This window comes from Natrinema sp. LJW11, assembly GCF_056135975.1.
The window spans coordinates 673,013-699,692 of sequence record NZ_JBWBDM010000002.1; the positions used below are offsets into that span (position 1 = coordinate 673,013).

Sequence of the window (26,680 nt, forward strand, 5' to 3'; positions counted from 1 at the left end):
TTGGGCCGGATTACTTGCCCCCTCGGGTCCGAGCTACGAGCGTGATGCGAATCGGAATCGTCGGTGCCGGGGCGGCCGCCGCTGCCGCGGCCCGCGCCATCGACGCAACGCCGACCGAGACGGCGGTCACGGTCCTCGAGAAATCCCGCGGTCTCTGCGGACGGGCCGCGACGAGGCGTCGCGACGACGTCGTCTACGACTACGGCGCGAACTACGTCACGTCGGACGACGAGCGGGTGGTCGAACTGCTGACGGAGACGCTCGACACCGAAGGACTGACCGACGTGACGGACCCGATCTGGACGTTCGATAGCGCCGGGAGGGTTTCGCCGGGGGACGGCCGCGACGACCACAAGTGGACCTACCGACAGGGGCTGACCCAGATCGCGAAGCGACTCTTCGCCCGCACCGACGCGACCGTCCATCGAGAGACGCGAGTGGAAACGCTGATTCGCGAACCCGACGGCGGAGGCGAGAGCTGGCGACTCGAGGACGCGTCCGGAACCCGCTGGGGTCCCTTCGACGCCGTGCTCCTGAATCCGCCGGCACCCCAGACGGCCGATCTACTACGGTCGGCCGACTGGTCGGGAGACACCGACGTGTTGGAATCGCTCGCAGACGCCGTCGACGCGGTCCCCTTCCGAACGATTTGGACCGGGATCTTCCACTACCCGTTCGAACTCGAGCGCCCCTACTACGCGCTGGTCAACGCGGACAAAGCCCACGAGATCGGCTGGGTCGCCCGCGAGGAGTGCAAACCCGGTCACGTCCCCGACGGGGAATCGGTGCTGATCGTCCAGGCCAACCACGAGTGGTCCGTCGAGCGCTACGACGAACGACCAGCGGCAAACTGCGAGCGACTCGCGGCGATGACCGCCGACCTCGTCGGAGAGGACCGTCTGCGCGAGCCCGACTGGACCGACTCCCAGGGGTGGCGGCACGCGCTCCCGGAAGACGGCGTTCCCGGCGACGCCCTGAAGCGCGCCGAACGCGAGGGGCTGTACTGTCTCGGTGACTGGGTCGCCGGCGAGGCCCGACTCCACGCGGCGCTTCGCAACGGGCTCGAGGTCGGCGATCGAGTCACCGACGCCGGGTGAGACGACCGGGGTTACAGGGCCGAAGTCGCCTCCTCCAGCACCGCCGTATCCACGAAGACGACCACGTGATCGCCGGTTTCGACGACGGTCTCACCCCGCGGGGTGATCAGTTCCTCGTCGCGGGTGATCGCCCCGATGACGATCCCGTCGGGAAGGTCGGCCATCGCGTCGCGGATCCGCGCCCCGGCGAGTACGCTCTCGGAACCGACCTCGATCTCGAGGACCTCGGCGCGGTCGGACTCGAGCATGGCCACGTTCTCGGTCTGTCGCTTTCGGGTGAAGCGAGTGATCTCCTCGGCGGTCACGAGCCGCGGGTTGACTCCGACGTCGATCCCGACCGTCTCGAAGAGGTCGACGTACTCGCCGGCCTCGACGATGCCGATGGTGCGCTCGACGCCGAGTCGCTTCGCGAGCAGCGAGAGCAGCAGGTTCGTCTCGTCACCGTCGACCGCAGCCACGACGATATCTGATTCGTCGACGTGTTCGCGGACGAGAAAGTCGATATCCGTCGCGTCGCTCTGCAAAACCATCGTTCCCGGTAGTGTTTCGGCCAGTTCCCGCGCCCGTTCGGGATCCCGTTCGACGAGTCGCGGCTCGAGCCCTTCGGCCTCGAAGAGCCGGGCCGTCTGATAGCCGATCTCGGTGCCGCCGAGGATGACGATCTCGTCGGCGTCCTCGAGAGACGGTTCCGGCGTCAGGGTGCCCGCGAACTCGCGGACGTTCCCCACGGAACCGATGACGACGGCGGCGTCGCCGGCCTCGATGACCGTCTCACCGTGCGGGACGACGATGTCGTCGTCGCGCAACAGCGCCGCGAACGTCAACGACTCGAAACGGTCGGCTTCGGAGACGGTGTCGCCGGCGATCGGACTGGCGGGTTCGACTTTGAACTCCGCCATCTGGACCAGGCCGTCAGCGAACGTCTCCACGTCGTGAGCGCCGGGCAAGCCGGCGATCCGAACGATCGTCTCGGCGGTCTGGAGATCCGTACAGACCATGAAATCGACGCCGAATGCCCCCCTGGATTGCTCCCACGTCCGCAACAGGTTCGTCTTCGTGACGCGGGCGATCGTGAACGGCTCGGCGACGGCCTTCGCCGCACCGCAGACGACGACGTTCGTTTCGTCGATATCGGTGCTCGCGATGACCAGATCGGCCGCCTCGATGCCGGCTGCCTCGAGCGTCTCGATGGCGGTCCCGTCGCCGTGAATCGCCAGCACGTCGTGGGAGTAGGTGATCGACTCGACCCGGTCGGGATCCGTGTCGACGACGACGACGTTGTGCTCGTCGTCGAGGCTGGCAGCGATGTTCGACCCGACCTGGCCCGCGCCGACGACGATTACGCGCACCGGTGGCTCACCCCCGAGAATCGCGATCGTGGACGCGAACTGACGCTCGCGCGACTCATATCACTGGTATCGTCACCGAGCAGCAAGTGGGTTTGGCATGAGTAGGGCAGGGACGTCGTTGGCAGCTCCTCGAGTGCCCGATCCTGATACGATAGCAACCAGCACAGGTTCTCGCTGTCTCTTTCAGACTGATCAACCGACATGCGGTGGCGCGCGCTGTGCCGCGGTGAATGGTACTGAACCGCGCCACGACGTTGCGCGAGGTCATCACGAGTGTAGCGAGTGACTGCTTGGAAGACGCTTCGCGTCTTCCAGTGGATGAGCGAACGCCGTCAGGCGTGAGCGAGTCGGCTGGGGAGGGCGTGGCGATTCCGTGGCGGCGCGTTAGCAGGACGCTTCTTCTCACTAGCCCTTTCAAAATCTACAGTTCATTCACGGCATTTCGTGAACCGTCAACTCCACCTCGCGCGCTCGTCCCTCGATGTCCGCGACCAGCCGCTCGACGACGGTCTCGGCCTCGGCGAGCAGTTTGGGTTCGACCTTCCGGACGACCCAGTCTAACGAGACGAACCGCGGTAGCGAGATCGCGTTCTCGTCCGCCGAGTGGGGATCGTAGACGGCCTCGAAGTAGATCCGACTCGCCGTCTCCACGTCCGCCGGCGCGGATTCGGGCTCCGGTTCGACGCGCCACTCGCCGCGGGCGTCGAGGTCGCTGACCAGTTCCCACGTGAGCGACTCGGGTGCAGAAATATCGGTCACCCTCGAGCGGGCGGTGTAGCTGAGCTTCCACCACGCCAGCTCGAGGTCGTAAACGGAGCCGACGCCCCCGTCCCCGTTGACGCGAACCTCCTTCAGGTGGTCCGTGTACCGCGGGTAGTCGGCGAACGACTGGACGTACGGAAACACCTCCTCGGGCGACCGGTGGGCGAGCGTGCTGAGGAGAATTCTGTCCACACCCGCCGTACGACGGAACCGAAAGTAAGGATTTCCATCCCGTTGATTGCCGCTCAATCGCTCGGCGTCGCCCGCGCTCCCTCCACCTCGGTATCGTTCCGGAGCGAATCGATTCGGTCGGCGATCGGCGGGTGATGAGTCGCGAGGCCGTAGAGCAGGCCCGCCTCGCGGCGAGTATCGTTCGCGTCGGCCAGCGTCTCGAGGGCCCCGCTGATCGCTTCGCGACCGGCCTCCCGGGCCGCGTAGGCGTCCGCACGGAACTCCTGCCAGCGCGCGAGGCCGCCCAGCAGGACGACGTGATACAGCGCGTACAGCGCCATGAACGGGACGAAGAAGCCGACGAAGCCGAAGCGCTCCTCGAGCCCGCCGAGTCCGAACCGCTGGACTCCGAGGATCCAGCCGCCGAAGACGGCGACCGTGAGCAGGCCGCGCTGCCAGAGGTGGCGGCCGGCGACGTGACCGAACTCGTGAGCGAGGATCGCGCGCAGTTCGTCGTCGTCGCACTCCGCGAGCAGGTAGTCGGTCAGGAAGACGTATCGCAGTCCGGGGACCGTGCCCGCGACGAGCGCGTTCGCGGTCTTAGTGGACTCGCCCTCGAGCAGAAACAGCCCGCGAGGTCTGTAGCCCAACTCCGTACAGAGCCGTTCGACGCGCTCGCGGCGCTGCCCCTCGAGCGGGACGCGATCCCGAAAGATCACGATCAGGTACGGCGAGAGACCGAAGCTGGCGAAGACGATCGCGCTGAGGGTGGCGACGAGCACGGGGGTCGACGACCCGACGGCCGAAATGACCGCGAGGAAGCCCCCGACCCCGACCATCGCCGAGCCGACGGCGACCGCCATCACGGTGAGCACGCCTTTCGCGACCCGCCACATCGACGCCGACGTCTCCCGGAGCGAGCGCACCGCGGGGTAGGTGCCGAGCGCCATCGATACGATTGGGACGGTGACGATCCCGAAGGTGACCGCGATGAGAACTGCGAACTCGAGGACAGCGATGCCGAACAGTTCGACGGCGCCCGTTTCGACGGCAGCAGTCGCTCGGTCCATCAGTCCGAGAGTGTAGCCGATCAGAATAGCGACGACCGGCAGTCCGAATCCGCCGACCTGCTGGACTCGATTCAGTCGGTGCAGGCGATCCTCGATCGGTTCGTCCATCGCCTCGACGTGACGGGCGTACGCTCGAAACCCGAGGAACGGGCCGACCGCGAGGCCGAGGACGAACGCGACAGCGGCGAGCATAATCATCGATACGATATCATAGATCAAAATAGTGTCGGAAAAATCACACGAGTTGGAGCCGTAATCTCTGCTGTGGGTCTATAGCCAGAATCGATCGGCAATATCCGTTCAGGAGATATTATCTACGTATCGCCCCAAATTGGTCAACCGGCAGCGGTGGCGCGCGCTGTGTCGCGGTGAATGTCAGTGAACCGCGGCACGAAACTACGCGAGGGATGAGCGAGTGAGCGGAGCAAACGAGCGAATCGGCTGGGGAGGGCGTGGCGATTCCCTGGTGCCACGATAGCAGAACGCTTCGTCTCGCTCATCCACATCAAACCCGCTGCACCCTTCACAACCACAGAACCATTCACAACTATCCCTTGCGCGAATAGACGGGAGACGGCAACCTTCTATACCCGCGGCCGGCAACGAGCGAGCATGCGAGACGTCTGTATCGTCGGCGGGGGCGTCGCCGGCCTCGCCGCCTCGATCTTCACCGCCCGCGCGGGACTGGACACCCTCGTCATCGACGGGGGCGAATCGATCCTCGAGCGCAACGCCAGCCTCGAGAACTACCCCGGCTTTCCCGAGGGCGTCGACGCGCGCCGCTACCTGCGACTGAGCCGCGAACAGGCCCGCAACGCCGGCGCCGAGTTCGAACTCGGTCGGGTCACGAGTGCGGAACCGGTCGACGAGACGGATCTCGAGGCCGGCTTCGTCCTCGCAACCGAGGGCGGCGACCCCCTCGAGGCGCGGCGGGTGATCGCGGCCTCGTGGTCTGACAGCGAGTATCTCGTCCCGCTCGACGTGGGTCGCATCCAGCGCGGAAGCAAGCACTTCGTCGACACCGACGAGGCCGGGCGGACGGCCGTCGACGGCGTCTACGCCGCCGGCCGACTCGCGGAGGAGCCCCACCAGACGATCGTCGCCGCGGGGCACGGTGCGAAGGTCGCCCTCGCTGCAATCCACGATTCGGACGCGAACTTCTATCACGACTGGGTCGCGCCGGAGGGCTACTTCACCGGGCGCGGGCGCGAGGTGCCGCCGGGCTGTGAAGAGATCGACGACGCGGAACGACGCGAGCGCGACGAAACGGCGAGAGCCCGCATGCTCGAGGCCTTCGAGGAACCGCTCGAGGAGGAGCCGACGATGCACCCGAGCGTCGCGGAAGACTAGGCGGAGTGAGGTATCTCACTACATCGGGAGACCAACAACTCGAACGGAAAGTGCCAGGTTCGTTCAAGAGTTCCGTGAATGGAACGGTGTGTTCTAATGGAATCGTGTGAGACGAAGCGTCCTGCTAGCGTGGCACCAGGGAATCGCCACGCCCTCCCCAACCGATTCGCTCGTTCACTCCGTTCTCTCGCTCATCCCTCGCACGAGATCGTCGACCGGCCTCGTGTTACTCGGCCGATCCACAGCGCGCGCCACCGCACGCCGGCTGGCCGGTTGGGAGCGAGACGTTGCTTCCCCGTCTCGAGCGGTCGTCACGCGGTCAGTCTGCACAAAAACGCGCTACCAGTACGGCTGTGTCAGGGGAGACGCGTCGGACCGGATCCTTTTGCCGCCTGCCCGCGTCGAGTCGGTCGATGAAGGTCGCCATCCTCACCGTCGGCGACGAAGTGCTCGCCGGCGACATCGCGAACGCGAACGCGCAGTGGCTCGCGACTCGGCTGACCGACAGCGGTGCGACCGTCGATCGGATCCTGACGATCCCGGACGACCGCGAGCGCATCGCGGCGACGCTCGGCGAGTGGACGACCGCCGTCGACGCCGCGATCGTGACCGGCGGGCTCGGCGGCACCCACGACGACGTCACCGCCGACGCGCTCGCGGACGCGTTCGACCGCGACCTGACCGTCGACGAGTCAGTCCGTCGGGACGTCCTCGAGACCGTCGCGGACTACCGGGACCTCGACCCGGAGACGATCACGGCCGAGGAGTTAGAGTTCGACGTCGACGCCTGGGCGGCGCTGCCCGAGGGCGGTCGGCCGGTGCTCAACCCCGAGGGGCTCTGTCCCGGCTGCGTGCTCGAGAACGTCTACGCGTTCCCGGGCGTCCCCGCGGAGATGCGAGCCCTGTTCGAGCGCGTCGCCGCGGAGTTCAGCGGCGACGCGGTCTCGCGGGTGGCGTACACGCCACAACCGGAGGGGTCGATGGTCGGTGCCATCGACGGCGTTCGCGAGCGGTTCGACGTGACGATCGGCAGCTACCCCGATACGGAGCGGCGAAACCGGCTGAAAGTGACCGGCACCGATCCCGAGACCGTCGATCGGGCGCTCGAGTGGCTCGCCGGGCGGGTCGACCTCGCGGCCGAAGAGTAGGGTCGTCGCGGCGAGCCGCGAGGCGCGCGTTTCGGCGACGCCTCGCTACGCTTAACATACCCCGAGAGAGACTAGCAGACGAATGCTCGAGGGAGTCAACGTCGCGCTCGGGATCACGGGGTCGATCGCGGCCGTGAAGACGGTCGAACTGGCCCACGAGCTGCGACGCGAGGGAGCGGCGGTTCGCGGCGTGATGACCGACAGCGCGCAGGGGATCGTCCACCCCTGGGCGGTCGAGTTCGCCACCGAGAACGAGGTCGTCACGGAGATCACGGGCGGCGTCGAACACGTCGACCTCTGCGGCTACGACGGCTGGGCCGACGTGTTCCTGATCGCACCCGCGACGGCCAACACCGTCGGCAAGATCGCGGGTGCCGTCGACGACACCCCCGTCACGACGTGCGCCACGACCGCGCTCGGTGCCGACACGCCGGTCGTGATCGCGCCCGCGATGCACGAACCGATGTACGACCACCCCGGCGTGCTCGAGGCCATCGACACCGTCTCCGAGTGGGGCGTCGACTTCGTCGATCCGCGCATCGAAGAGGGGAAGGCCAAGATCGCGAGCGAGGAGGCGATCGTCTGCGACGTGGCCCGCGCGGCCGGCGACCGGCCGCTCGAGGGCGAGCACGTCGTCGTCACGAGCGGCGCGACGAGCGAGTCGATCGACCCCGTCCGGGTCATCACGAACCGGTCGTCGGGCAAGATGGGACGAGCGGTCGCGAAAGCCTGCTACGTTCGGGGCGCGGACGTAACCCTCGTACAGGACGGTCCGGCCGTTCCCTACGCCGACGTTCGCGAGGTCGAGAGCGCGAGCGAGATGCTCGCGGCCGCGCGAGACGCCTGCGCGGACGCCGACGCCCTCGTCTCGGCGGCCGCGATCGGCGACTACACCGTCGAGGGGAGCGACGAGAAGATCCGCTCGGGCCGGGAACTCTCGCTCGAGCTCGAGCCCACCCCGAAGCTCATCGACGAAATTCGCGCCGACTACCCCGACCTCCCGATCGTCGGCTTCAAGACCGAGACCTCCGGCGACGACGGGGCGATGATCGAGCAGGCCAGAACGACCCTCGAGCGGGCCGATCTGGCGTTCGTCGTCGCTAACGACGCGAGCGTGATGGGGGCGGAGACGACGAGCGCACTGCTCGTCCACGCGAGCGACGTCGCGCGCTACGAGGGGACGAAAGCCGGGCTGGGCGGCGAGATCGCCGATTCGATCGCGACGGTGCTCGGAGCGAGGCCGGCGACGGACTGAGCGTTCAGCGCGCCCGTCAGGAGAATTATATGGGTGGGGTTCATCCGACCGAACTAATGGGTATTCGACTTGGTTTGAACGCGATTGAACTACCGGAGCCGTCCGGGATCCCGAGGTGACCGACGTGGCGCAACGACACCGAACCGACGACGCCGACACCTCCAACACCGACGGCGATGACGCGCCCGACGACGATCACGACGCGCCCGACGAACCGCTCTCCAAAGGCGAGATCTTCGAAGTGTTGCGGAACCAGCGGCGTCGCTACGTTCTGCAGTACCTCAAACAGGACGATCGGCCGGTCGAACTCGGCGATCTCGCCCAGCAGATCGCCGCCTGGGAGTACGATACGACCCTCGAGGGCGTCACCCCCGAGCAGCGAAAGCGGGTCTACACGACGCTTCAACAGACTCACCTTCCGAAGATGGACGCGGCCGGCATTCTCTGCTTCGACGCCGATCGAGGCGTCATCGAGGGGACCGAGCGAACCCGGGATATCAGCGTCTACCTCGAGATCGTCCCCGGCCGGGAGTTCGCGTGGCGCGAACTGTACCTCTCGCTGGGCGCGATCAGCTGTGCGCTCGTCGCCGCGCTGTGGCTGGAGATCTATCCGCTGACGCATCTCTCGGAGTTGACCTGGACGGCGGCCATCGCGGGGACGTTCACGCTCACTGCGGCCATCCACATCTACCACGAGCGAAACATGCGTCTCGGCCACGGCGACCAACCGCCGGAACTGAGCTACAGCGCAGAGGACTGACCGGCCCCCGAACGGTTCGGCAGCCCGAAACGGACGGCGATCTTCCGGTCGAAAAATATCGGGGCTCACTCGTTCGGATCGTCAACTTTTACTCCGCGACGGTTCGACCCACAGCATGGATCAGCTCAAGCAGTCCCTCCTCGAGGCCCCGATCATCGAGAAGAACGGCTATCACTACTTCGTGCACCCGATCAGCGACGGGCTCCCGAAACTCGATCCGGGGCTACTCCGCGAGATCGTCATCCGAATCATCCGGAAAGCCGAGCTCGAGGAGGTCGATCGGATCGTCACCCCCGCGGCGATGGGCATTCACATTTCCACCGCCGTCTCCCTGATGACCGATATCCCGCTGACCGTCATCCGAAAGCGCAAGTACGGCCTCGAGGACGAGGTCGCGATCTCCCAGAAGACCGGCTACTCGGAAAACGAGATGTACATCAACGACGTCCGCGAGGGCGAGCGCGTCCTCGTCCTCGACGACGTCCTCTCGACGGGCGGCACGCTCGCGTCGGTGCTCACCGCGCTCGACGAGATCGGCGCGGAGGTCGTCGATACGGTCGCCGTGATCAAGAAGGTCGGCGGCGAAAACAAGGTCGACGACGCCGGGTACGACGTCAAGACGCTCATCAACGTCGACGTCGTCGACGGCGAGGTCGTCATCGTCGACGAGGACGGCGACAACTGACGGATTACGCTCCGGTCTGATCGATCTCGAGACCCGGCGCGACCGACCGAAAGTGCAGTTTCGCGAGCGCCGACATCTCCAGTTATTCATGCATCGAGGTCACTCGTGAATTCGAACGCGTCCCGGGGACGTGCGTGCGCGGCGTTCCGTCTCGTTTCTCTGTTGGCTCGATACTCGTGACCGCGAGCGGTCGGTCGTGTTTCGCTTGCCACGATAGCAAGATCCATTAATACAAAATCACAACCGGCAGAAACCATAGATAGTTTTTGTCCACAGTCGTTAGAAATTATGCAATAAACGCCAATTGTGGACAAAATAGTTGGCGATAAGTTTATAACATGTGTCTTGTTACTGGTTGTCTATGTCCGATATATCGGATGGACAGAACGTAGAAGCGTCTCGACGGCGAATGCTCACTCTCCTCGGCGGAAGCGCATCGGTCGGACTCGCCGGCTGTTCGGCCCTCCTCAGCGGAGACGACGAGGAAGAGGAAACCGATTTCGAGGTGAGCGAACACGCGGATAAAGCACAGGCCGCTTGGGAGCGAATCGTCAACAATCCCGGCCCCGATGCCAAGGAAACCCGCACTGAGGCCTATATCGAGATCGAGGAAGCCGTTCGGGACGACATGGTCTTGCTCCCGTTATTTCACAACAAGCGCGAGTTCTTCTGGTACGACAACGTCGACATTCCGAAAGTCGGTTCGCTCGGCCGTTCGTACCTGCAGCACAACCGAACGACGGTAGACGGGGACACCGAACTGAATCTGATCAATGCCAGCTTCGACGAGTTGGACCCGATCATGTCGACCGATTCCGCCTCCAGTGAGGTCATTACCCAGCTCTACGAGACCCTGACAGCCTACCCGGCCGGCGTCGCGGAGGTCGAGAACAAGCTGATCGAGTCCGTCGAGACATCCGAGGACGGCCTCACGTGGACGTTCACGCTCAAAGACGGCGTCCGGTTCCACGACGGGCGGGAACTGACGGCGGACGACGTCAAGTACTCGTTCCGGCGACTCGCCGAGTCCGAGTACAGCGAACGAACGAACTTCGTCACGGAGTCGACAGGCGGACTCGGTATCGAACACGAAACAAACGACGATGGTAATGTCGTTCCCGACTCGCTAGGCATCGAGATCGTCGACGACCTCACGTTCGAGATCACGCTCCACTCGCCGAACCCGACCGTACTGGAAGTTCTCAGCTATACCGGCTTCGCCATCGTTCCCGAGGGGATTGTCGGCGATATCGAGGGGTACGACGGCGAGGTTTCCCACGACGAATTCCGGACCGATATGGCAAACGGGACCGGGCCCTTCGAGTTCGACGAGTTCAATCCCGGCGAGGATATGCAAATCGTCCGCAACGGCGACTACCACGGGACCGTCGCGAGCGTCGAATCCGTCCACTGGTCGATCAACGAGGATCCCGAGTCGAAATTCACCTATGCGATGGAGAAGAACGCGGACTTCTTCGAAATTCCGACCTCGCAGTACGATCCGGACCTCATCGACGCCGAGACCGACGACCGCGGCCGGGAATCGGGTACGTACGGGGAGTTCGAGAACGGCGAGACGACGAATTACCTCGCGATTCCCGAACTCTCGACGTTTTACTTCGCGTTCAACGTCACCAACGTTCCGCGACCCGTCCGTCAGGCGGTCGCGTACGTCACGAACCACGAGGAGGTGATCAACGACATCCTCCTGAATCGCGGCTTCGAGGCGTTCAGTTTCACGCCGCCGTCGATGTGGCCCACGGGACAAGACGGCTACGAGGATTGGGTCGATGAGTGGCCATACGGTGCCAACGAGACCGATCGGGAGAGCGCAGCAGACGTCCTCGAGGAGGCGGGCTTCACCGAGGACGATCCGTTCGAGATGAAGGCTGAGACCTACGAGTCCTCCCCCGCATTCGGGGACGCGGCCGAACAGATCCGCAAGAAGCTCTCCGGTATCGGCGTCGAAGTGGACACGCAGGTGACGAATTTCTCGACGCTCCAGCAGAACGGGGAGGACGGCAGCCTCGAGATGTACTCACTCGGCTGGGGGTGGAGCTGGCCGGACGTCGCCTACGGCCACTTCGGCTTCGAGCCGAAGAACACCGACACCTCGAAGATGCCGAACGAAGCGAACGGCTACTACCTCGACTGGCAAGCGAACCTGGAAGACGAGGCCTGAGAGGCACACTGCCGTTACGGCCAGTCCCGCCCTCTAACGAGTGAAATCGGAATATTCAGCGACATATGAAAACGCCAGATTGTTAGACGACTATGGTGGATTGTTTACAAAACGCTCTCCGAAGGATACGTGACGTATCATGAGTCGGTGGAGATACTTCTTCAAACGACTCCTGCTTTCGGTTCCGGTCCTCTTCTCCGTAATGACGTTTATCTTCGTTCTGTTACGGATGGGACCGGTCGATCCCGTCGCCGCGAGGCTCGGTCCCGAAGCGTCGGGAGCCGAAGCCGAGCGAATGCGCGAGCGACTCGGACTCAACGACCCGCTCTGGGAGCAGTACCTGGACTTCGTCTGGGACTTCCTGACCTTTGACCTGGGGCAGTCCTGGGTCGTCTTCGGCGACATGGACGTCGTCGAGATCATCTCCTTTGCGGGTCCGCCGACGCTCTGGCTCGGCTTCTGGGCGATCCTGCTTCCATTGTTTGTCGGAATCCCGCTCGGGTTCTACGCCGGCCTGCATCCCAACAGCGGGGGCGACTACATCGCCTCCGTGAGCGGCATCCTCTGGCAAGCGATGCCGAACTTCTGGCTGAGTATCATCCTCCTCGCCATCCTCCGCAAGACCAAAGACGGCGGCTGGTTCGGGTTCGACTGGTATACGTTTGGCCCGGATATCAGGAGCATTACGGGGACGCCCGATCTGGCGTTCGTCACGGCCAACGGTATCGATTGGGGCGCGCTCGCCGGCGACATCAAGCTCATCCTCCCGCCGGCGCTAGTCCTCGGATCGGCCTCGATGGCCGCGGAGCTCCGTATCGGGCGGACGGCCGTCCTCGAGACGATCAACTCGAACTACGTCGAAACGGCCAAAGCGAAGGGACTGCCCAACCGCATCATCGTCTGGAAACACGTCTTCAGAAACGCGCTGATCCCGCTGGTTCCGGTCATCACGAACGAGGCGTTCCTGCTGATCGGCGGCTCGGTCATCGTCGAGTATATCTTCAACATCAACGGGCTCGGTCGGATCTTCTTCCAGGCGACGGTACAGGGAGATCTACCGCTCGCAGGCGCGTTGCTGTTCATCTTCACACTGATAATCATCTTGCTGAACATTCTACAGGACCTCCTGTACACGATAATCGATCCGCGAGTGGGGTACGAACGATGAGTTTGAACGAGTCATTCGAGACGAACGATCCGGCAGACGAAGAGACATCGCTCCGCGAACGTGTCGCCGCGAACCCCCGTCCGGCACGGGGCTGGTTGATCGGCGCCGCCCTGCTGATCGCACTCGAGTTCGGCCGGTATATGGGCTGGGTCAGCGGTCTCGTTGGAGCGGTCAAGTACGTCATCGACATGGTGGCGCTGGTTCCGAGCTGGATCGGGGGGTCGGTCGGCGACGCGACCGTTCCACTGATCGGCTATCTCGTGACCGACGCCGTCTCACTGACCATCCTGTTCGGCGTCTCCGTGCTCCTCACGAGGGCCGCTCCGTGGACCGCCGCGGACCGGTTCGATTTCGGCGTGAGTCGCCGTCTCGTGCGCTTCCTCGAGCGAGTCGCTCTGGCGGTCGTCCTCGCCGGACTCGCGGTTTTGCTGGCGTTCACGCCGGTCGGCGGACTCGTCAACGGTGCGATCGACGGCGTCTTCAACACGCTCTCGTCGATCCCGACGCTCACCAGTCACGAGGTTATTTCGAACCAGGGACACAGGACTCCCGGCGGCGGCTGGGACGGGACGTTCCTCGGCCTCTCGCCGGCGGTGGCGTGGGGCGTTCGGGTGGCGCTCGTTTACGGGTACGCCCTCGCCGTGATCGCCTGGGCCTGGAAGGGATACAACGTCTTCCGGGATCACTACCGGCAGGCCGACTGGACGCCGCGTGACGACACGCTCCGTCGGTTTCGAAACCACTACTGGGGACTGTTCGGGTTGATCGTCGTGCTCATGTTCTTCGTCACGGCTCTCTGGGCACCGGCCGTCAGTCCGGTGACGGCCGAGCAGAACATCAAATCGCCCTACGAGTACGAACTCGAGTATCTCGACGATAACGGTGAGGTGACGACGGTCACGCCGGGTCGAGCGAATCTCCACACCCAGTCGAACGGACAGAACACCATCGGACCGGGGAGTTACGACGGGTACGACCGCTGGGCACCGCTCGGGACGACGTCGTCCGGGGAGGACCTGCTCACGCACATCGCCTACGGAGCGCAGACGTCGCTGGTCATCGGACTGCTCGCCATCGGTCTCGGCGGGCTTATCGCGGTCACGATGTCGCTGGTGACGGCGTACTACAAGGGGCTCGTGGACATCCTGACGGTGATCACGAGCGACACGATCATCTCGATTCCGGCGTTCCTGCTCGTCATGATGATATCGGTCATCTTCCAAGACGGGAACCACCCACTCGCGGAACCGCTCAACGGCGGGGTCCTTCTGGGACTGATCTTCGCGTTCGTCTACTGGCCGGGGATGTGGCGGACGATCCGCGGCCCGTCGTTACAGGTCGCAGAGGAGGAGTGGGTCGACGCCGCGCGGAGCTACGGACAGACGCCCGCGAACACGATGCGCAAGCACATGGCTCCCTACATCGCGGGATACATAATGATCTACGGCTCGCTGCTGCTCGGCGGGATCATCATCTCGACGGCCGCGCTGTCGTTCCTCGGGCTGGGTATCAACTCGCCGACGCCCGAGTGGGGACGGCTCGTCAGTGACGGCAGAGCGTTCGTCTCGACGTCGTCGTGGCACGTCGCCACCATCCCCGGACTGATGATCGTCCTCGTGGTTACCGCGTTCAACGCGCTGGGTGACGGACTCCGCGATGCGATCGATCCGGAGGCCGATACCGGCGGGACCGACGACACCGGTACTGCGGCCGCCGGAGGTGGTGGGTAATGTCGACCGATCCCACCGCCGAACCGATTCTCGACGTTCGGAATCTCCAGACCACGTTCTTCACCGAAAAGGAGACGATCAGGGCCGTCGACGGCGTCTCGTTCGACATCCGTCCGGGCGAGACCGTCGGGGTCGTCGGCGAGAGCGGCTCCGGAAAGAGCGTCACCGCCCGATCGATCATGGGGCTCGTCGATTCGCCCGGACGGACCCTTCAGGGCAGTAGTGTCCGCTTTGCACACCTCGAGACGGTGCGTGACTACGCCTCGAAGTTCCCCGATAGGACCGTCGATATCGACGCGCTCAGAGCCGACTACGATCCGGTCGCTCTGTTCGGTCGGGACGCGATCGAGATCACGCCGACGGCGTTCGGGTACGAACGCGCCAAGTCCGTGCGACTCGAGGACGTCCTCGCGGCCGGCTACGGCGAAGAACTCGGCCTCGTTGACGACGACCCCGCCGTGCTCGTCACGGAGGGGAGTACCGACTCCCCGGCGGACATCACCGACGGGTTCGTCGAACTCACTCACCTCGGTGGGAAAGCGCAGCGACTCATGCGAGGCGGCCGGATCGCGATGGTGTTCCAGGATCCACTCACGAGCCTCAACCCCGTCTACACGGTCGGCAACCAGATCAAGGAATCGCTCAGGTTGCACCAGGGACTGCGAGGCGAGGCGGCGACTCGGGAAGCGGCCGAGTTGCTCGAGGCCGTCGGAATCCCCGACGCGCGCCGTCGCGTCAACGAGTATCCCCACCAGTTCTCCGGCGGGATGCAACAGCGGGCCGTCATCGCGATGGCGCTGGCCTGTGAACCGGAGGTGCTGATCTGTGACGAACCGACGACGGCACTCGACGTGACGATCCAGGCCCAGATCCTCGACCTCCTCGCGGAGCTTCAGGAAGAACGGGATCTCGCGATGCTGTTCATCACGCACGACATGGGCGTCATCGCGGAGGTCGCGGATCGAGTGAACGTCATGTACGCCGGCGAGGTCGTCGAAACGGCCGACGTGAACGCACTGTTCGCGGATCCGAGACACCCCTACACCCGCGGATTGTTACAATCGATCCCGGGACGACAGCCCGGAGACCGACTCCAGACGATCGAAGGGAACGTGCCGACGCCGAACGAGCCGGCGACTTCCTGTCGGTTCGCGCCGCGGTGTCCGAAGGCGTTCGACGAGTGTGACGCGGTTCATCCCGTCTCGGTTCCGGTCGACGACGACGGAGACGATCACACCGCGGCCTGTCTGCTCTCCCCCGAACACCTGTCGACCGAGGAGGCGGTCGCCCGGCATCGGCGACGAAACGCGAAACGGAACGGAGGCGATACCGAATGAGCCAAGAAGTGAGCCAGAAGCAGACGCCGACCGAGACCGACGTATCGACCGAGACCGACGGGGACGTGATGATCGACGTTCGAGACCTGCGAACCTACTACGACGACGGTGGTCTGTTCGGCGGAACGCCGGTCAAGGCCGTCGACGGCGTCACGTTCGATATCCGTCGCGGCGAGACGCTCGGCCTCGTCGGCGAGTCCGGCTGTGGCAAGACGACGCTCGGGCGAACGCTCCTCCAACTCGAGGATGCGACCGGCGGCGAGGTCAGGTTCGACGGCGAGGACATCACGTCCCTCGCCGGCGACGAACTCCACGAGTGGCGACGGAACGCGCAGATCGTCTTCCAGGATCCCGAATCGAGCCTCAACGACCGAATGACGATCGGTGAAATCGTCCGCGAACCGCTGGACGTCCACGACTGGGAGACGTCCCGGGATCGACAAAAACGAGTCAAGGAACTGCTCGGCACCGTCGGTCTCCAGCGCGAACACTACTATCGCTACCCTCACCAGTTCTCCGGCGGCCAGCGTCAGCGGATCAGTATCGCCCGCACCCTGGCGCTCGAGCCGGATTTCGTCGTTCTCGACGAACCGGTCTCGGCGCTCGACGTCTCCGTACAGGCCGAGATCATCAACCTGCTCGAGGATCTGCAAGACGAGTTCGAGCTGACGTACCTGTTCATCGCTCACGACCTCTCCGTCGTCAGGCACATCTGCGACCGAGTCGCGGTGATGTATCTCGGGAACGTCATGGAAATCGGACCGACGGAGGAGCTGTTCACCGATCCGGCGAACCCGTATACGCACTCGCTCCTGTCCGCGATTCCGGAGCCCGACCCGACCGTCGACCGGGATCGAATCACGCTCCACGGGACGCCGCCCAATCCCCGATATCCACCCTCCGGGTGCCCGTTCAGTACGCGCTGTCCGGCACGCATTCGTCCGGAAGCGTATCGGGACCTCGACGACGAGCTCTGGACCCGACTCAACACGCTCCGAGACCTCCTCAACGAGCGTAAACGCGCGGACAGATCGGTCCGCGATCGACTCCGCGCGATAGTCGGGAGCGACACGCGCTTCGGGACCGTCGAGGAGACGTACGACGAACTGTTCGACGATTTATCCGTTCCATCACACGTTCAGTCGGTGCTGGACGAGATCGCGACTCACGTACGCGCTCACGACGAGAGCGAGGCGCTCACCGTGTTCGACGAGGAGTTCGGCAGCGTCTGTGACGGCGAACCGCCGACGTATCACGCGATGGACGACGGGAGCCATCAGAGCTACTGCCATCGGCATTCCGACGACTACCGGTCGGTAGACGCCGTCCTCGAGAACCGCCACGGGTGACGATGGCACCAACCGACTCGCCGGATGATCGTCTGTGGGTGCTCGTTCGCGTGTGGGTAGACGCGTTCACGTACGCCCTCGCCGTGGCGGGGCTCACCGGTTTCGGTGCCCTGGTACTCGGGATCGCAACCGGTGGCGGACTCGTCCGTTCGAAGGTGCTGTTGTTCGCCATCGGCTGGCTGCTCATTGTCTACGCCGTTGTGCGGCTGTGGCCGACCTCCCCCGATGACGTGGGCACCCCATCGAAGGGTCGGTACGGGGAATCGCTGCCGGAGTTTCACGATACGACGCGGTTTCAGGCGTTCGTCCGGACGCTTCCCCCCGTCCGATGGGTTCGGGCACCGCCGCCAGAAAAACGGGTGACGATCCCGGGAAAACTACTGTTCGGGGGCCTCCTGATACTGTTGCTGTCGTTTCTCACGGAAGCGGTCTTCGGAGTCGGCTGAATTAGGGCGTTTCTCCGGAAAGAGTTAACAAACTCCTCCGATGACAGGGAGATATGCACGACGATATCGACGCTCCGGATCCCAGCTCCATCCGACGACGGGATTCACAGGGCGTCCAGACGGAAGCCTGGGAACGGACGCTCGAGGAGACGGACACGATCGCCGAGCAGCGCCGCGACGACGGCTGGGAGGTCGTCACCGTTATGACCGCACACACCGACACCGTGAGCCGCGATATGGGCGACGATGAGACGTTCGGACTCGTCCACGTCCTCCCGGATAATTACGTCGACGAGTTTACTGCCGCCTTCGACAGTGACGAGTTTACCGAGTATCTGGCGTACGGGACCGCTGTCGACGGGTTCATGTTCGTCGTGACGGAGTTCATCGATCCGGAGACCGAGCGATCGATCTTGCTCCCCAGTCGGTACGACATGGCACTCGCCGACGGAATGGTCTCGTCCGCGACGGATGAGGGCGTGCTGTACACCCACGTAAAGACTATTGATGGAACGATCCTCGGGACGTTCGAACACGAGGAATTCGCCCCGCTCGTCTCCAGACCGAACGCGTAACAGCCGTTACAGCGGTTCTCCTCGCTCTTTCGGCAGGGAATCGCACCGATTACGGAATCCCGGCGTTCCGAATGCGCCCGTTCGACGTCTGCAACTCGCGTGGCGTGATCGCGCCAGTACGTGTGACCCCTAGCGAGTTCAGCGCTGTACTCGCTAATTCAGTCGCAGTCGTTAAGCCGGTCGCCACCGCTGGTACGACGTGAAGACGCTCGACGCGATCAACGAGACCGTCAGGTGAAACGCGTCGGAACGCCAACTATGATCGGAAAGAGAGAACAGCGCCTTTATCGGGTCGGAAAACGGCGGCCGATCGACCGTCGGAAGCGGTATCGAGAGCGAGCGCATACACGCAGCACAAGGAATATGTCACCCCGATTTGAACGCTTTGGACATGGTAGGAAATAGTGTCGGGCCGGGTGAACGCGGTCGTTTGCGACGGCGTTCACTCCTAAAAGGTGCGGGGGCGGCCGGGATCGCGGGACTCGCGGGCTGTATCAGACCCAACAGCGTCACGGCCGACGGTCCGGCCGAGGAGCTGATACAGGAGGGGTTCGAGGCGGCGGACATCGAGCCGCCGTTCGAGACCACGATCGCGATCACCGAAGACGAGGAACGGAACAAGTTCGCACAGCTTCTCCGGAGCGAACTCAACGAAACCGGCTTTTTCGACGTCTCGATCACCGCCCAGGATTTCGGATCCCACGTCGATATGATGTTCGCCGCGGCCGAACGGAACGAAAACGCCATGTTCATCTCGAGTTGGACCGGCGGCTGGGATCCGAGCAACTACGTCGACATGCTCTTTCACTCGGACGATCACACGCCGGACGGATCCAACGTCGGCCACTACTCCAACGAGACCGTCGACGAGTACATCGACGCCGGTCTCACCGAAACAGATCACGGAGACCGCGTCGAGATTTACCGGAGGCTACAGGAGGAACTGGTCGCCGACTCGCCGGCGTCGTTCGTTCGCTTCCGCGAAGCGACTCACGTCTGGGACGACGACGTCGTCGGTGGCTGGCAGACGTATCCGCTTCGCCCGGGAACGTACTACGCGATATACGCACCCTGGGCCGGCGTCTACACCGAACTCGAGGAGGGATCCGAGTTCATCGGCGACCTCGGGAGCGACGTCACGAACTACGATCCCGTCACCATAACCGGGACCGTCTCCAGTCAGGCGACGGCGCTGCTCTACGAGCAACTCGTCGGCGTCGACTTCGACGGCGAGATTCGACCGATGCTCGCCACCGACTGGGAGCGAATCGATGACGGGCAAACCGACGGGATGCGCTATCGGTTCTCCCTCCGCGAGGGCGTTCGCTTTCACAACGGCGAGCGACTCACCGCGGCTCACGTGAAAGGCTCGCTCGAGCGCTACGAGGGAACGACGCGAGAGAACGACGTCTACAACTGGTACGAGGCCAGCGAGGTCGTCGACGACGAGACGATCGAGATCAGTTGCTCGCGGGAGTACGGCCCCTTCGAGAGCGCGCTGTTCAACGTATCGATCGTCCCGATGGCGGTAATCGACGGCGAACGCGACCTCGAGTCGGAACCGATCGGAACCGGCCCCTACCGGTTCGTCGAACACGAGAGCGGCGACCACTGGCGAATGGAGCGCTTCGACGAGTACTGGTACGGAGGCAACAAAGCGGTCCCCGAGACGGCACCGATCGAAACCGTCACGCTCGAGATCATCACCGAGACGTCCTCCCGACAGGGCGCACTCGAGGCCGGGAACATCCACTTCAGTTACGGCGTGCCGTCTGCGAGCGTCGCCGACTTCGAGAGCGACGCGGCCTACGGCGTCGGTCGCCACGTCGCCGGCGGCTTCGATATGGTGATCTACCCGACCTACCGCGCGCCGTTTTCCGAGCCGTCGGTCCGTCGCGGCTGTAACATGTTGATTCCGCGCGAACGAATCCTCGAGAACGTCTACCGCGGGATCGGCCAACTGGCGTACACGCCGATCTCGCCGCTGCTCGAGGAGTACGCGAGCGAGTCGTTTCAGGAGACGATCGCGGACGAGTACGTCCGTCCGAACTAAGGTTTCCACACTACTCCCACCAATGACGCTCGGCCGATACGTCTGGACGCGGTTGTTGGTCACCGCGCCGGTCCTCTTCGGCGTCACCGCACTGACCTTCTCGTTCGTCCACCTGTTACCGGGCGACGCGGTCGACGCGGTTATCGGCTTTCAGGACGTCAGCCCGGCGGTCGAGGCGTCGATCCGGGCGGAGTACCACCTCGACCAGCCGGTCTGGAAACAGTACTTGCTCTGGCTGAGTGACGCGGCGACTCTCGAGTTCGGCGAGTCGCCGATCACCGGTCGCGACGTCTCGGCGACGATCGGTCGGCGACTCCCGGCGACGCTGGCGCTCGGCGGGGCCGCGTGGCTGCTCGCGCTCGCGGTCGGGATTCCCGCGGGAATCGTCGCCGCCGTCAGGGAGGGAGAACCTGCCGACGAACTCGGGCGGATCGCGGCGCTGGCCGGGATCGCGACGCCGAACTTCTGGCTCGGCCTCATCCTGTTGTTCGTCTTCAGCGTCCGGCTGGGATGGTTTCGAGTCATCCCACCGGACGCGCCGCTCGTCAGCCTGTCGATGGCGAAGTTCATGCTCCTGCCGACGATCACGCTGGGAACCGCTTCGGCCGCGCTGATCACGCGCCTGCTGCGGTCGTCGATGCGCCGAGAACTCGAGGCGGCCTACGTCCGGACCGCACGCGCGAAGGGGCTCTCCGAACGAACGGTGATCCTGAAACACGTCCTGCGAAACGCCTTGCTTCCGGTCGTCACCGTCGCCGGCCTCCAGCTCGCCTTTCTCGTGGACGGTGCCGTCGTCGTCGAACAGATATTCTCCTGGCCGGGCATGGGGCGGCTGCTGGTCCGGTCGATCCTCCGGCGCGACTACGCCGTCATTCAGGCGACCGTCCTCGTCATCGGCGTCGCGATCGTGTTCGCGAACCTGCTCGTCGATCTCGCCTACGCGATCCTCGATCCGCGAATTCGATACTGACCAATGAGCGACCGACACCCCACCACCCGGCGCGGCCGGATTCGCATCGTCGGCTTCGACGACGCCGTCGCGGACCGGCGGGACGCTACCGGGGAAGACCAACAGGACGGGGCCGAGGAGCACCCGCGGGATGATACCGAAGCGCACCAGCGGGACAGAACCGAAGACGACGACATCCCAGCGACGGAATCCGTTGACAGTCCGACGACGGCCGCGGGGACCGCGACGAAGCCGAAGTCGGAACTCGGTCGGCCGAGACGCCGTCTCGAGGACGCGTGGCGTCGGTTCCGCCGGAATCGAACGGCGATGGTCGGACTGGGTGTGATCGTCGTCATGGCGGTACTGGCCGTCTTCGCCAGACCGATCGAGGTGTCGACGGCGGATGTGACGATCACGCTCCAGCCGTTCTCGCTGGCACCGTACGATCCGTCCGCGATGTTCGTCGGCCCGGCGAACGCGCCGCCTTCTCGAGCGCACCCCTTCGGCACCGACTGGGCGGGCCGCGATCAGCTCTCGCGGATCCTCGTCGGCGGCCGGTACACGCTGGGGATCGGGGTCGTCGCCGTCGCGCTGGCGCTTTGCGTCGGCGTCCCCCTCGGGGCGATCGCAGGCTATTTCGGCGGCTGGGTCGACGAGGCGATCATGCGGCTGGTCGACGTGCTGTACGCCTTCCCGTTTCTGGTGCTGGCGATCGCGATCGTCCCGATCCTCGAGCCGGTGCCGATCCTCGGCGGCGGCTTCTGGACGGTGGTGCTGGCGCTGGCCGTCACGGGCTGGATCGGCTACGCGCGGCTGTTGCGCGGGGAAGTCCTCTCGGTCAGAGAACGCGAGTACGTCACGGCCGCGAGAGCGCTCGGCGTCCCCGATCGGACGGTCATCCGCAGACACGTCGTCCCGAACGCCGTCGCCCCCGTCGTCGTCCAGGCGACGCTCAACGTCGGCACGGTCGTCCTCACCGCGGCCGCCCTCGGCTTCCTCGGCCTCGGCCTCGAGCCCGGGAGCGCCGAGTGGGGCGCGATGCTCTCGCAGGGTCGGAGTTCGCTCGTGCAGGGCCGCTGGCACGTTACCGTCTTCCCCGGGCTCGCGATCTTCCTGTTTGTGCTGGCGATCAACCTCGTCGGTGACGGGATCAACGACGCGCTCGACCCCCACCGGGACGCGAGCGACGAACGGAGGCGACTGCGCTGATGGCGCTGCTCGAGGTCGAGGATCTCGTCGTCCAGTTCTACACCGAAAACGGCGTCGTCCGGGCGGTCGACGGCATCAGTTACGAGATCCGCGCGGGCGAGACGCTCGGGCTGGTCGGCGAGAGCGGGGCCGGCAAGAGCGTCGCCAGCCTCGCCTTGCTCCGGCTGATCGAGTCCCCCGGCGAGATCGTCGGCGGCGAGATCCGCTTTCGCGGACGGAACGTCCTCGAGCTGTCGGCCGACGAGATGCGAGGGCTCAGGGGCGACGAGATCGCGATGGTCTTTCAGGACGCGGGCGCGGCGCTCAATCCCGTCTACACCGTCGGCGAACAGATCGCCGAAGCGATCCGCGCACACGAGGCCGTCACCGACGAGACGGCTCGCGACCGCGCGATAGCCCTCCTCGAGCGGGTCGGCATCCCGGACCCGGCCGCCCGGTATTCGGACTATCCCCACGAGTTCTCCGGCGGAATGCAACAGCGAGCCGTCATCGCGATGGCGCTGTCGTGCGATCCCGCACTGCTCGTCTGCGACGAGCCGACGACCGGCCTCGACGTGACGGTCCAGGCCGGCATCCTCGAGTTGCTCGCGGACCTCGCCCGGGAGTCCGAGACGGCGATCCAGTTAGTTACGCACGATCTCGGCGTCGTCGCCGAGATCTGCGATCGGGTGCTGGTGCAGTACGCCGGCGAGATCGTCGAGCGCGCGCCGGTCGAGGAGCTGTACTACGACCCAAAACACCCCTACACCGTCGGGTTGCTGGCCTCGATTCCCCGGCTGGGCGACGACCGCGAGCGCCTGGCGACGATTCCCGGGACGACTCCCGATCTCGTCGACCCGCCGACCGGCTGCCGGTTCCACCCGCGCTGTCCGTACGCGGAGGACGTTTGCGCCGGGCGCCACCCCGAACTCATCGAGACCGCGTCGGGGACCCCGGACGACGGCGATCCCGACACCCACGTCGCCGCCTGCCTCGAGTACACCGGCGACCTCGAGGACGGACTGGACTACGAGGTGCAGGTGCGGAACGAAGCGAACGGCGACCGCCACGAGCGACCGACGTCGGGTGAGTCTCGGTAATGGGAGCCGACGACGAGCCGCTGATTCGGGCCGAGGGCCTCGAGCGGGAGTACACGACGGCCGACGGCGTTCTCGACCGACTGCTCGGCCGCGGCGAGACGGTCCGGGCGGTCGACGGCGTCGACCTCGAGATTCGCGCGGGCGAGACGCTCGGGCTGGTCGGCGAGAGCGGCTGCGGCAAGACGACGCTCGGCCGGGCGCTCGTCCGCCTGCTCGAGCCCACCGCGGGCTCGATCACCTACCGCGACACCGAACTGACCGAGCGCTCCCGATCCGAACTCCGGGCGCTGCGATCCGAGATTCAGTACGTCTTTCAGGATCCCCTCGCCAGCCTGAATCCGCAGCTGACCGTGGCCGACATCGTCGGCGAGGCCCTCGCGGTTCACGACGTCGTTCCGCCGGCGCACCGCGACGAGCGCGTTCGAGAGCTGCTCGAGACGGTCGGACTGCAGGCCGGCCACGCGAGCCGGTACCCCCACGAGTTCTCGGGCGGCCAGCGCCAGCGGATCGGCATCGCCCGGGCGCTCGCGGTCGAACCGGAGTTCGTCGTCTGCGACGAGCCTGTTTCCGCGCTCGACGTCTCCGTGCAGGCCGGGATTCTCAACCTGCTCTCCGACCTTCAAGAGGAGTTCGGGCTCTCGTACCTCATCATCACCCACGACCTCTCGGTGGTCGAGCACGTCGCCGACCGCGTGGCCGTGATGTATCTCGGGGAACTCGTCGAAACCGGGACGACCGCCGAGGTCTTCGACGCTCCCTCTCATCCCTACACCGAAGCGCTGCTCTCGGCGATCCCCGAACCCGACCCCTGCTGGGCGGGCGACCGGATCGTTCTCGAGGGATCGGTTCCCTCCCCCACCGATCCCCCGTCGGGCTGTCGGTTCCACACGCGCTGTCCGCGGGTCATCCCGCCCGCGGCGTCCGACCTCGAGACGGACTCGTTCCGCGCGATCATGGCGCTTCGAACCCGGCTCGCCGAGGCGGACGCCGACGCGGGGCTCGAAGGGCTCCTCCGCCGAACCGACGCCAACAGGGATGTCACGACCGCGATCCGGGAGGCCTGCGGAATCCCCCACCGGCTCTCCGATCCGGACGCGGAGGCCGTCCTCGCGGACGCGCTCGAGGTCGCAGCGGCCGGCGATCTCGAGACCGCACGGCATCGGCTCGCGTCGGCCTTCGAGACGCCCTGCGAGACGACCGAGCCGGCGCTCGAACCGGGAACGGCCGACCATCCGATCGCCTGCCACCGGTTCGACGATCGGTTCGAGGGCGATCCCGAGCCGACCGTCGGATCGAACCGCTACCCGCGAGGAACTGACCGATGACACGGATCGACGACTCCGACGCGCTCGATCGGTCGGACGACGATCCGTTCGTCCCCGGGCGGGAGAGCGACGACGGGAGCGGGGGCGGGCGAACGATCGACTGGGCGGCGTTCAGCCACGCGTTCACGCCGCGGGCGTTGCGCCACCGCGCGATCGACGTCAGCGTCTCGACGGATGCGCGCCGGTACGAGCCCGGCGAGCCGGTCGAGATCGCCGTCGAGTTCCGCAACCGGCTCCCGTTCCCGATTCGGATCAGGACCGAGTCGCCAAAGCGCTGGGTCTGGGCCGTCGACGGGGACAGGGAGGCCTCGCAGGTGGCGCGAACGGTACCGGACCGGCCCGCCGCGTTCTCTTTCGCCCGGCGCGAGCGCAAACGCTTCCGGCGGCGGTGGTCCCAGCGAATTCGAGTTTCCGAGGACGAGTGGGAGCCGGTCGACGCGGGCACGCACGCGATCGAAGTGCGGATCAACCGCGCGGACGCCGCGACCCGCGGCCTCGTCGATCGAACCGAAATCACAATCAGCGGGTAACAGCCGTCCGACGGTAGCCCGGATCTGACTTCCCGACTTCGCTCGAGGATTTTCACGGCTCACGTGAGCGGTATCTGGATGTGAGCGCACTCGAGACGGAGAATCGTGTGCCTAGGATGGCGCTCACGGATCGGTTCTCGAACGATCTCGCACCTCGTTATCGTTCGCGTGAAAACAACGCGGGAGGTAGATTTGAACCACGCCGTCACCCTCGCTACGCTCGGGTGCCGTCTGGTTCAAATCTACCACCGTGCTACACTCGCTGCTCGCGTAGTTGCTCGCAGCAAAAGTATAGCGGGAGGTAGATTTGAACTACCGGTCTGCGGGTTATGAGCCCGCCGGAATCTCCTGGCTATCCCATCCCGCTATCACATCATATCCGAGTGCGCTAGTTAAGGGTTGTGATTCGGTTGCCGTATGCGGGTTTCTACCGCTACTCCTGATGGACCTGCCACGTGTAGAGACTCTCACAGGTGTAGTTGACGAAGAAGCCGATGGCGATTCCGACCACGTTCGCCGCCACGTACCAGACGTCGAATCGGATAACCAGCACTGCCAGCACTGCAAGCGTCACCAGAAATCCGCCGAGCCGAACCAGATTCGAGCGCAAAAATCGTCGACCCAACGGTCGGAGACCGACCTTTCCGTACTCCGAAAACGTCCACCGTTCGTTGATCGCGAAGATCACGACGATTCCGAGCTCCCAGGAGAGCACCTTCGCGACGACCGGGCCGAGAATCGTCGCCTCGACCAGCATTACGAGGACCACGTTATCGACGGCCGCACCGACGGTACCGACGCCGACGAACTGGCCGAACCGCGTCGTCGACCAGAGCGCGCGAATCCGCATTCGGACGGCCTCCGACAGGGAATCACTCATTCTATTCGGCCTCGAGCGTACCGTTCACTGACGACGGCTGTAATTTCCATCTTCCGGTCCCCGTGTGAAAATGGCAACGTGGAAACAAATCGTGTAGATAGTCGGCTCGTCTGATCGGCTCGATCGTTCGGACGGCACTACCGGGACGCAAAGTCGTTCGGACGGGAGCAGTCCGGTTCGAGCACGAGTCACGGGGTCCGAACGCGAAGCGCCGGTTTCGC

23 protein-coding genes and 1 tRNA gene are annotated in these 26,680 nt (G+C 65.0%); 19 read left to right on the plus strand and 5 right to left on the minus strand.

Features of this window, described 5'->3' with window-relative positions:
* The first annotated feature begins 41 nt into the window (after window positions 1-41).
* Entirely contained in the window at window positions 42-1,097 is a 1,056-nt protein-coding gene (locus tag AC0QDI_RS07940; RefSeq protein ID WP_474666922.1) for an NAD(P)/FAD-dependent oxidoreductase, read from the plus strand.
* Window positions 1,098-1,108: 11 nt separating this feature from the next.
* On the opposite strand, the gene trkA is transcribed toward AC0QDI_RS07940, so the two are convergent.
* From trkA to AC0QDI_RS07955, 3 genes are all read right to left on the minus strand, one after another.
* Window positions 1,109-2,446 (minus strand): Trk system potassium transporter TrkA, encoded by a 1,338-nt coding sequence (trkA, locus tag AC0QDI_RS07945; RefSeq protein ID WP_474666924.1) that lies wholly within the window; start codon window positions 2,444-2,446, stop codon window positions 1,109-1,111.
* A gap of 432 nt (window positions 2,447-2,878) precedes the next feature.
* Entirely contained in the window at window positions 2,879-3,400 is a 522-nt protein-coding gene (locus tag AC0QDI_RS07950) for an SRPBCC family protein (protein ID WP_474666926.1), read from the minus strand.
* Between the two features lie 53 nt (window positions 3,401-3,453).
* Complete coding sequence (locus AC0QDI_RS07955; protein ID WP_474666928.1) at window positions 3,454-4,641, minus strand: M48 family metalloprotease; 1,188 nt, start codon at window positions 4,639-4,641, stop codon at window positions 3,454-3,456.
* Window positions 4,642-5,061: 420 nt separating this feature from the next.
* Here AC0QDI_RS07955 and AC0QDI_RS07960 point away from each other — a divergent pair, with 420 nt between their 5' ends.
* The 18 genes from AC0QDI_RS07960 (at window position 5,062) to AC0QDI_RS08045 (ending at window position 25,579) form a co-directional block, all read left to right on the plus strand.
* Window positions 5,062-5,799: an NAD(P)/FAD-dependent oxidoreductase gene (locus AC0QDI_RS07960; protein ID WP_474666930.1), complete on the plus strand. Its 738-nt coding sequence runs from the start codon at window positions 5,062-5,064 to the stop codon at window positions 5,797-5,799.
* 413 nt (window positions 5,800-6,212) lie between these two features.
* On the plus strand, window positions 6,213-6,947 hold the full coding sequence (locus tag AC0QDI_RS07965) for a competence/damage-inducible protein A (RefSeq protein WP_474666932.1): 735 nt from the start codon (window positions 6,213-6,215) through the stop codon (window positions 6,945-6,947).
* Between the two features lie 82 nt (window positions 6,948-7,029).
* Window positions 7,030-8,202 carry a bifunctional phosphopantothenoylcysteine decarboxylase/phosphopantothenate--cysteine ligase CoaBC gene (gene coaBC / locus AC0QDI_RS07970; protein WP_474666934.1) on the plus strand — a complete coding sequence of 391 codons (1,173 nt, stop codon included), beginning with the start codon at window positions 7,030-7,032 and terminating at the stop codon, window positions 8,200-8,202.
* A gap of 115 nt (window positions 8,203-8,317) precedes the next feature.
* Window positions 8,318-8,962: a DUF7344 domain-containing protein gene (locus tag AC0QDI_RS07975; RefSeq protein ID WP_474666936.1), complete on the plus strand. Its 645-nt coding sequence runs from the start codon at window positions 8,318-8,320 to the stop codon at window positions 8,960-8,962.
* Between the two features lie 115 nt (window positions 8,963-9,077).
* Window positions 9,078-9,647, plus strand: coding sequence for a hypoxanthine/guanine phosphoribosyltransferase (hpt, locus tag AC0QDI_RS07980; protein ID WP_474666938.1), 570 nt, complete (start codon window positions 9,078-9,080; stop codon window positions 9,645-9,647).
* A 409-nt stretch (window positions 9,648-10,056) separates the two neighbouring features.
* Window positions 10,057-11,829: an ABC transporter substrate-binding protein gene (locus AC0QDI_RS07985; RefSeq protein WP_474666940.1), complete on the plus strand. Its 1,773-nt coding sequence runs from the start codon at window positions 10,057-10,059 to the stop codon at window positions 11,827-11,829.
* A 139-nt stretch (window positions 11,830-11,968) separates the two neighbouring features.
* Window positions 11,969-12,997: an ABC transporter permease gene (locus tag AC0QDI_RS07990; RefSeq protein WP_474666942.1), complete on the plus strand. Its 1,029-nt coding sequence runs from the start codon at window positions 11,969-11,971 to the stop codon at window positions 12,995-12,997.
* On the plus strand, window positions 12,994-14,727 hold the full coding sequence (locus AC0QDI_RS07995; protein WP_474666944.1) for an ABC transporter permease: 1,734 nt from the start codon (window positions 12,994-12,996) through the stop codon (window positions 14,725-14,727). The genes AC0QDI_RS07990 and AC0QDI_RS07995 overlap by 4 nt, the downstream gene beginning before the upstream one ends.
* The gene (locus AC0QDI_RS08000) at window positions 14,727-16,064 is read left to right on the plus strand and encodes an ABC transporter ATP-binding protein (RefSeq protein ID WP_474666946.1); all 1,338 of its coding nucleotides are present in this window, start codon (window positions 14,727-14,729) and stop codon (window positions 16,062-16,064) included. Before AC0QDI_RS07995 ends, AC0QDI_RS08000 begins: the two co-directional genes overlap by 1 nt.
* Window positions 16,061-17,413 (plus strand): ABC transporter ATP-binding protein, encoded by a 1,353-nt coding sequence (locus AC0QDI_RS08005; protein ID WP_474666948.1) that lies wholly within the window; start codon window positions 16,061-16,063, stop codon window positions 17,411-17,413. Before AC0QDI_RS08000 ends, AC0QDI_RS08005 begins: the two co-directional genes overlap by 4 nt.
* A 2-nt stretch (window positions 17,414-17,415) precedes the next feature.
* The gene (locus AC0QDI_RS08010) at window positions 17,416-17,859 is read left to right on the plus strand and encodes a DUF7555 family protein (RefSeq protein WP_474666950.1); all 444 of its coding nucleotides are present in this window, start codon (window positions 17,416-17,418) and stop codon (window positions 17,857-17,859) included.
* A 53-nt stretch (window positions 17,860-17,912) separates the two neighbouring features.
* Window positions 17,913-18,434 (plus strand): DUF7529 family protein, encoded by a 522-nt coding sequence (locus tag AC0QDI_RS08015; RefSeq protein ID WP_474666952.1) that lies wholly within the window; start codon window positions 17,913-17,915, stop codon window positions 18,432-18,434.
* A 430-nt stretch (window positions 18,435-18,864) separates the two neighbouring features.
* Entirely contained in the window at window positions 18,865-20,487 is a 1,623-nt protein-coding gene (locus tag AC0QDI_RS08020; RefSeq protein WP_474666954.1) for an ABC transporter substrate-binding protein, read from the plus strand.
* Between the two features lie 22 nt (window positions 20,488-20,509).
* Complete coding sequence (locus AC0QDI_RS08025; protein WP_474666956.1) at window positions 20,510-21,457, plus strand: ABC transporter permease; 948 nt, start codon at window positions 20,510-20,512, stop codon at window positions 21,455-21,457.
* A 3-nt stretch (window positions 21,458-21,460) separates the two neighbouring features.
* Window positions 21,461-22,645, plus strand: coding sequence for an ABC transporter permease (locus tag AC0QDI_RS08030; RefSeq protein WP_474666958.1), 1,185 nt, complete (start codon window positions 21,461-21,463; stop codon window positions 22,643-22,645).
* A complete protein-coding gene (locus tag AC0QDI_RS08035; RefSeq protein ID WP_474666960.1) occupies window positions 22,645-23,724 on the plus strand; it encodes an ABC transporter ATP-binding protein in 1,080 nt (359 codons plus the stop codon). Before AC0QDI_RS08030 ends, AC0QDI_RS08035 begins: the two co-directional genes overlap by 1 nt.
* Complete coding sequence (locus AC0QDI_RS08040; RefSeq protein ID WP_474666962.1) at window positions 23,724-25,049, plus strand: ABC transporter ATP-binding protein; 1,326 nt, start codon at window positions 23,724-23,726, stop codon at window positions 25,047-25,049. The genes AC0QDI_RS08035 and AC0QDI_RS08040 overlap by 1 nt, the downstream gene beginning before the upstream one ends.
* Entirely contained in the window at window positions 25,046-25,579 is a 534-nt protein-coding gene (locus AC0QDI_RS08045) for a DUF7974 family protein (RefSeq protein WP_474666964.1), read from the plus strand. The genes AC0QDI_RS08040 and AC0QDI_RS08045 overlap by 4 nt, the downstream gene beginning before the upstream one ends.
* Before the next feature lie 292 nt (window positions 25,580-25,871).
* Here AC0QDI_RS08045 and AC0QDI_RS08050 read toward each other — a convergent pair.
* Together AC0QDI_RS08050 and AC0QDI_RS08055 are read right to left on the minus strand one after the other, a co-directional pair.
* A tRNA-Met gene (locus AC0QDI_RS08050) sits at window positions 25,872-25,946 on the minus strand.
* A gap of 66 nt (window positions 25,947-26,012) precedes the next feature.
* Window positions 26,013-26,459 (minus strand): GtrA family protein, encoded by a 447-nt coding sequence (locus tag AC0QDI_RS08055; RefSeq protein ID WP_474666966.1) that lies wholly within the window; start codon window positions 26,457-26,459, stop codon window positions 26,013-26,015.
* Window positions 26,460-26,680: the final 221 nt, after the last annotated feature.

Excerpts from the sequence above, each read along its gene's own strand:
- AC0QDI_RS07955 (WP_474666928.1), bottom strand. The coding sequence starts at position 4,641 with ATGCTCGCCGCTGTCGCGTTCGTCCTCGGCCTCGCGGTCGGCCCGTTC.
- AC0QDI_RS07960 (WP_474666930.1), top strand. The coding sequence starts at position 5,062 with ATGCGAGACGTCTGTATCGTCGGCGGGGGCGTCGCCGGCCTCGCCGCC.
- AC0QDI_RS07965 (WP_474666932.1), top strand. The coding sequence starts at position 6,213 with ATGAAGGTCGCCATCCTCACCGTCGGCGACGAAGTGCTCGCCGGCGAC.
- coaBC (WP_474666934.1), top strand. The coding sequence starts at position 7,030 with ATGCTCGAGGGAGTCAACGTCGCGCTCGGGATCACGGGGTCGATCGCG.
- hpt (WP_474666938.1), top strand. The coding sequence starts at position 9,078 with ATGGATCAGCTCAAGCAGTCCCTCCTCGAGGCCCCGATCATCGAGAAG.
- AC0QDI_RS07985 (WP_474666940.1), top strand. The coding sequence starts at position 10,057 with ATGCTCACTCTCCTCGGCGGAAGCGCATCGGTCGGACTCGCCGGCTGT.
- AC0QDI_RS07990 (WP_474666942.1), top strand. The coding sequence starts at position 11,969 with ATGAGTCGGTGGAGATACTTCTTCAAACGACTCCTGCTTTCGGTTCCG.
- AC0QDI_RS07995 (WP_474666944.1), top strand. The coding sequence starts at position 12,994 with ATGAGTTTGAACGAGTCATTCGAGACGAACGATCCGGCAGACGAAGAG.
- AC0QDI_RS08000 (WP_474666946.1), top strand. The coding sequence starts at position 14,727 with ATGTCGACCGATCCCACCGCCGAACCGATTCTCGACGTTCGGAATCTC.
- AC0QDI_RS08005 (WP_474666948.1), top strand. The coding sequence starts at position 16,061 with ATGAGCCAAGAAGTGAGCCAGAAGCAGACGCCGACCGAGACCGACGTA.
- AC0QDI_RS08010 (WP_474666950.1), top strand. The coding sequence starts at position 17,416 with ATGGCACCAACCGACTCGCCGGATGATCGTCTGTGGGTGCTCGTTCGC.
- AC0QDI_RS08015 (WP_474666952.1), top strand. The coding sequence starts at position 17,913 with ATGCACGACGATATCGACGCTCCGGATCCCAGCTCCATCCGACGACGG.
- AC0QDI_RS08025 (WP_474666956.1), top strand. The coding sequence starts at position 20,510 with ATGACGCTCGGCCGATACGTCTGGACGCGGTTGTTGGTCACCGCGCCG.
- AC0QDI_RS08030 (WP_474666958.1), top strand. The coding sequence starts at position 21,461 with ATGAGCGACCGACACCCCACCACCCGGCGCGGCCGGATTCGCATCGTC.
- AC0QDI_RS08035 (WP_474666960.1), top strand. The coding sequence starts at position 22,645 with ATGGCGCTGCTCGAGGTCGAGGATCTCGTCGTCCAGTTCTACACCGAA.
- AC0QDI_RS08040 (WP_474666962.1), top strand. The coding sequence starts at position 23,724 with ATGGGAGCCGACGACGAGCCGCTGATTCGGGCCGAGGGCCTCGAGCGG.
- AC0QDI_RS08045 (WP_474666964.1), top strand. The coding sequence starts at position 25,046 with ATGACACGGATCGACGACTCCGACGCGCTCGATCGGTCGGACGACGAT.
- AC0QDI_RS08055 (WP_474666966.1), bottom strand. The coding sequence starts at position 26,459 with ATGAGTGATTCCCTGTCGGAGGCCGTCCGAATGCGGATTCGCGCGCTC.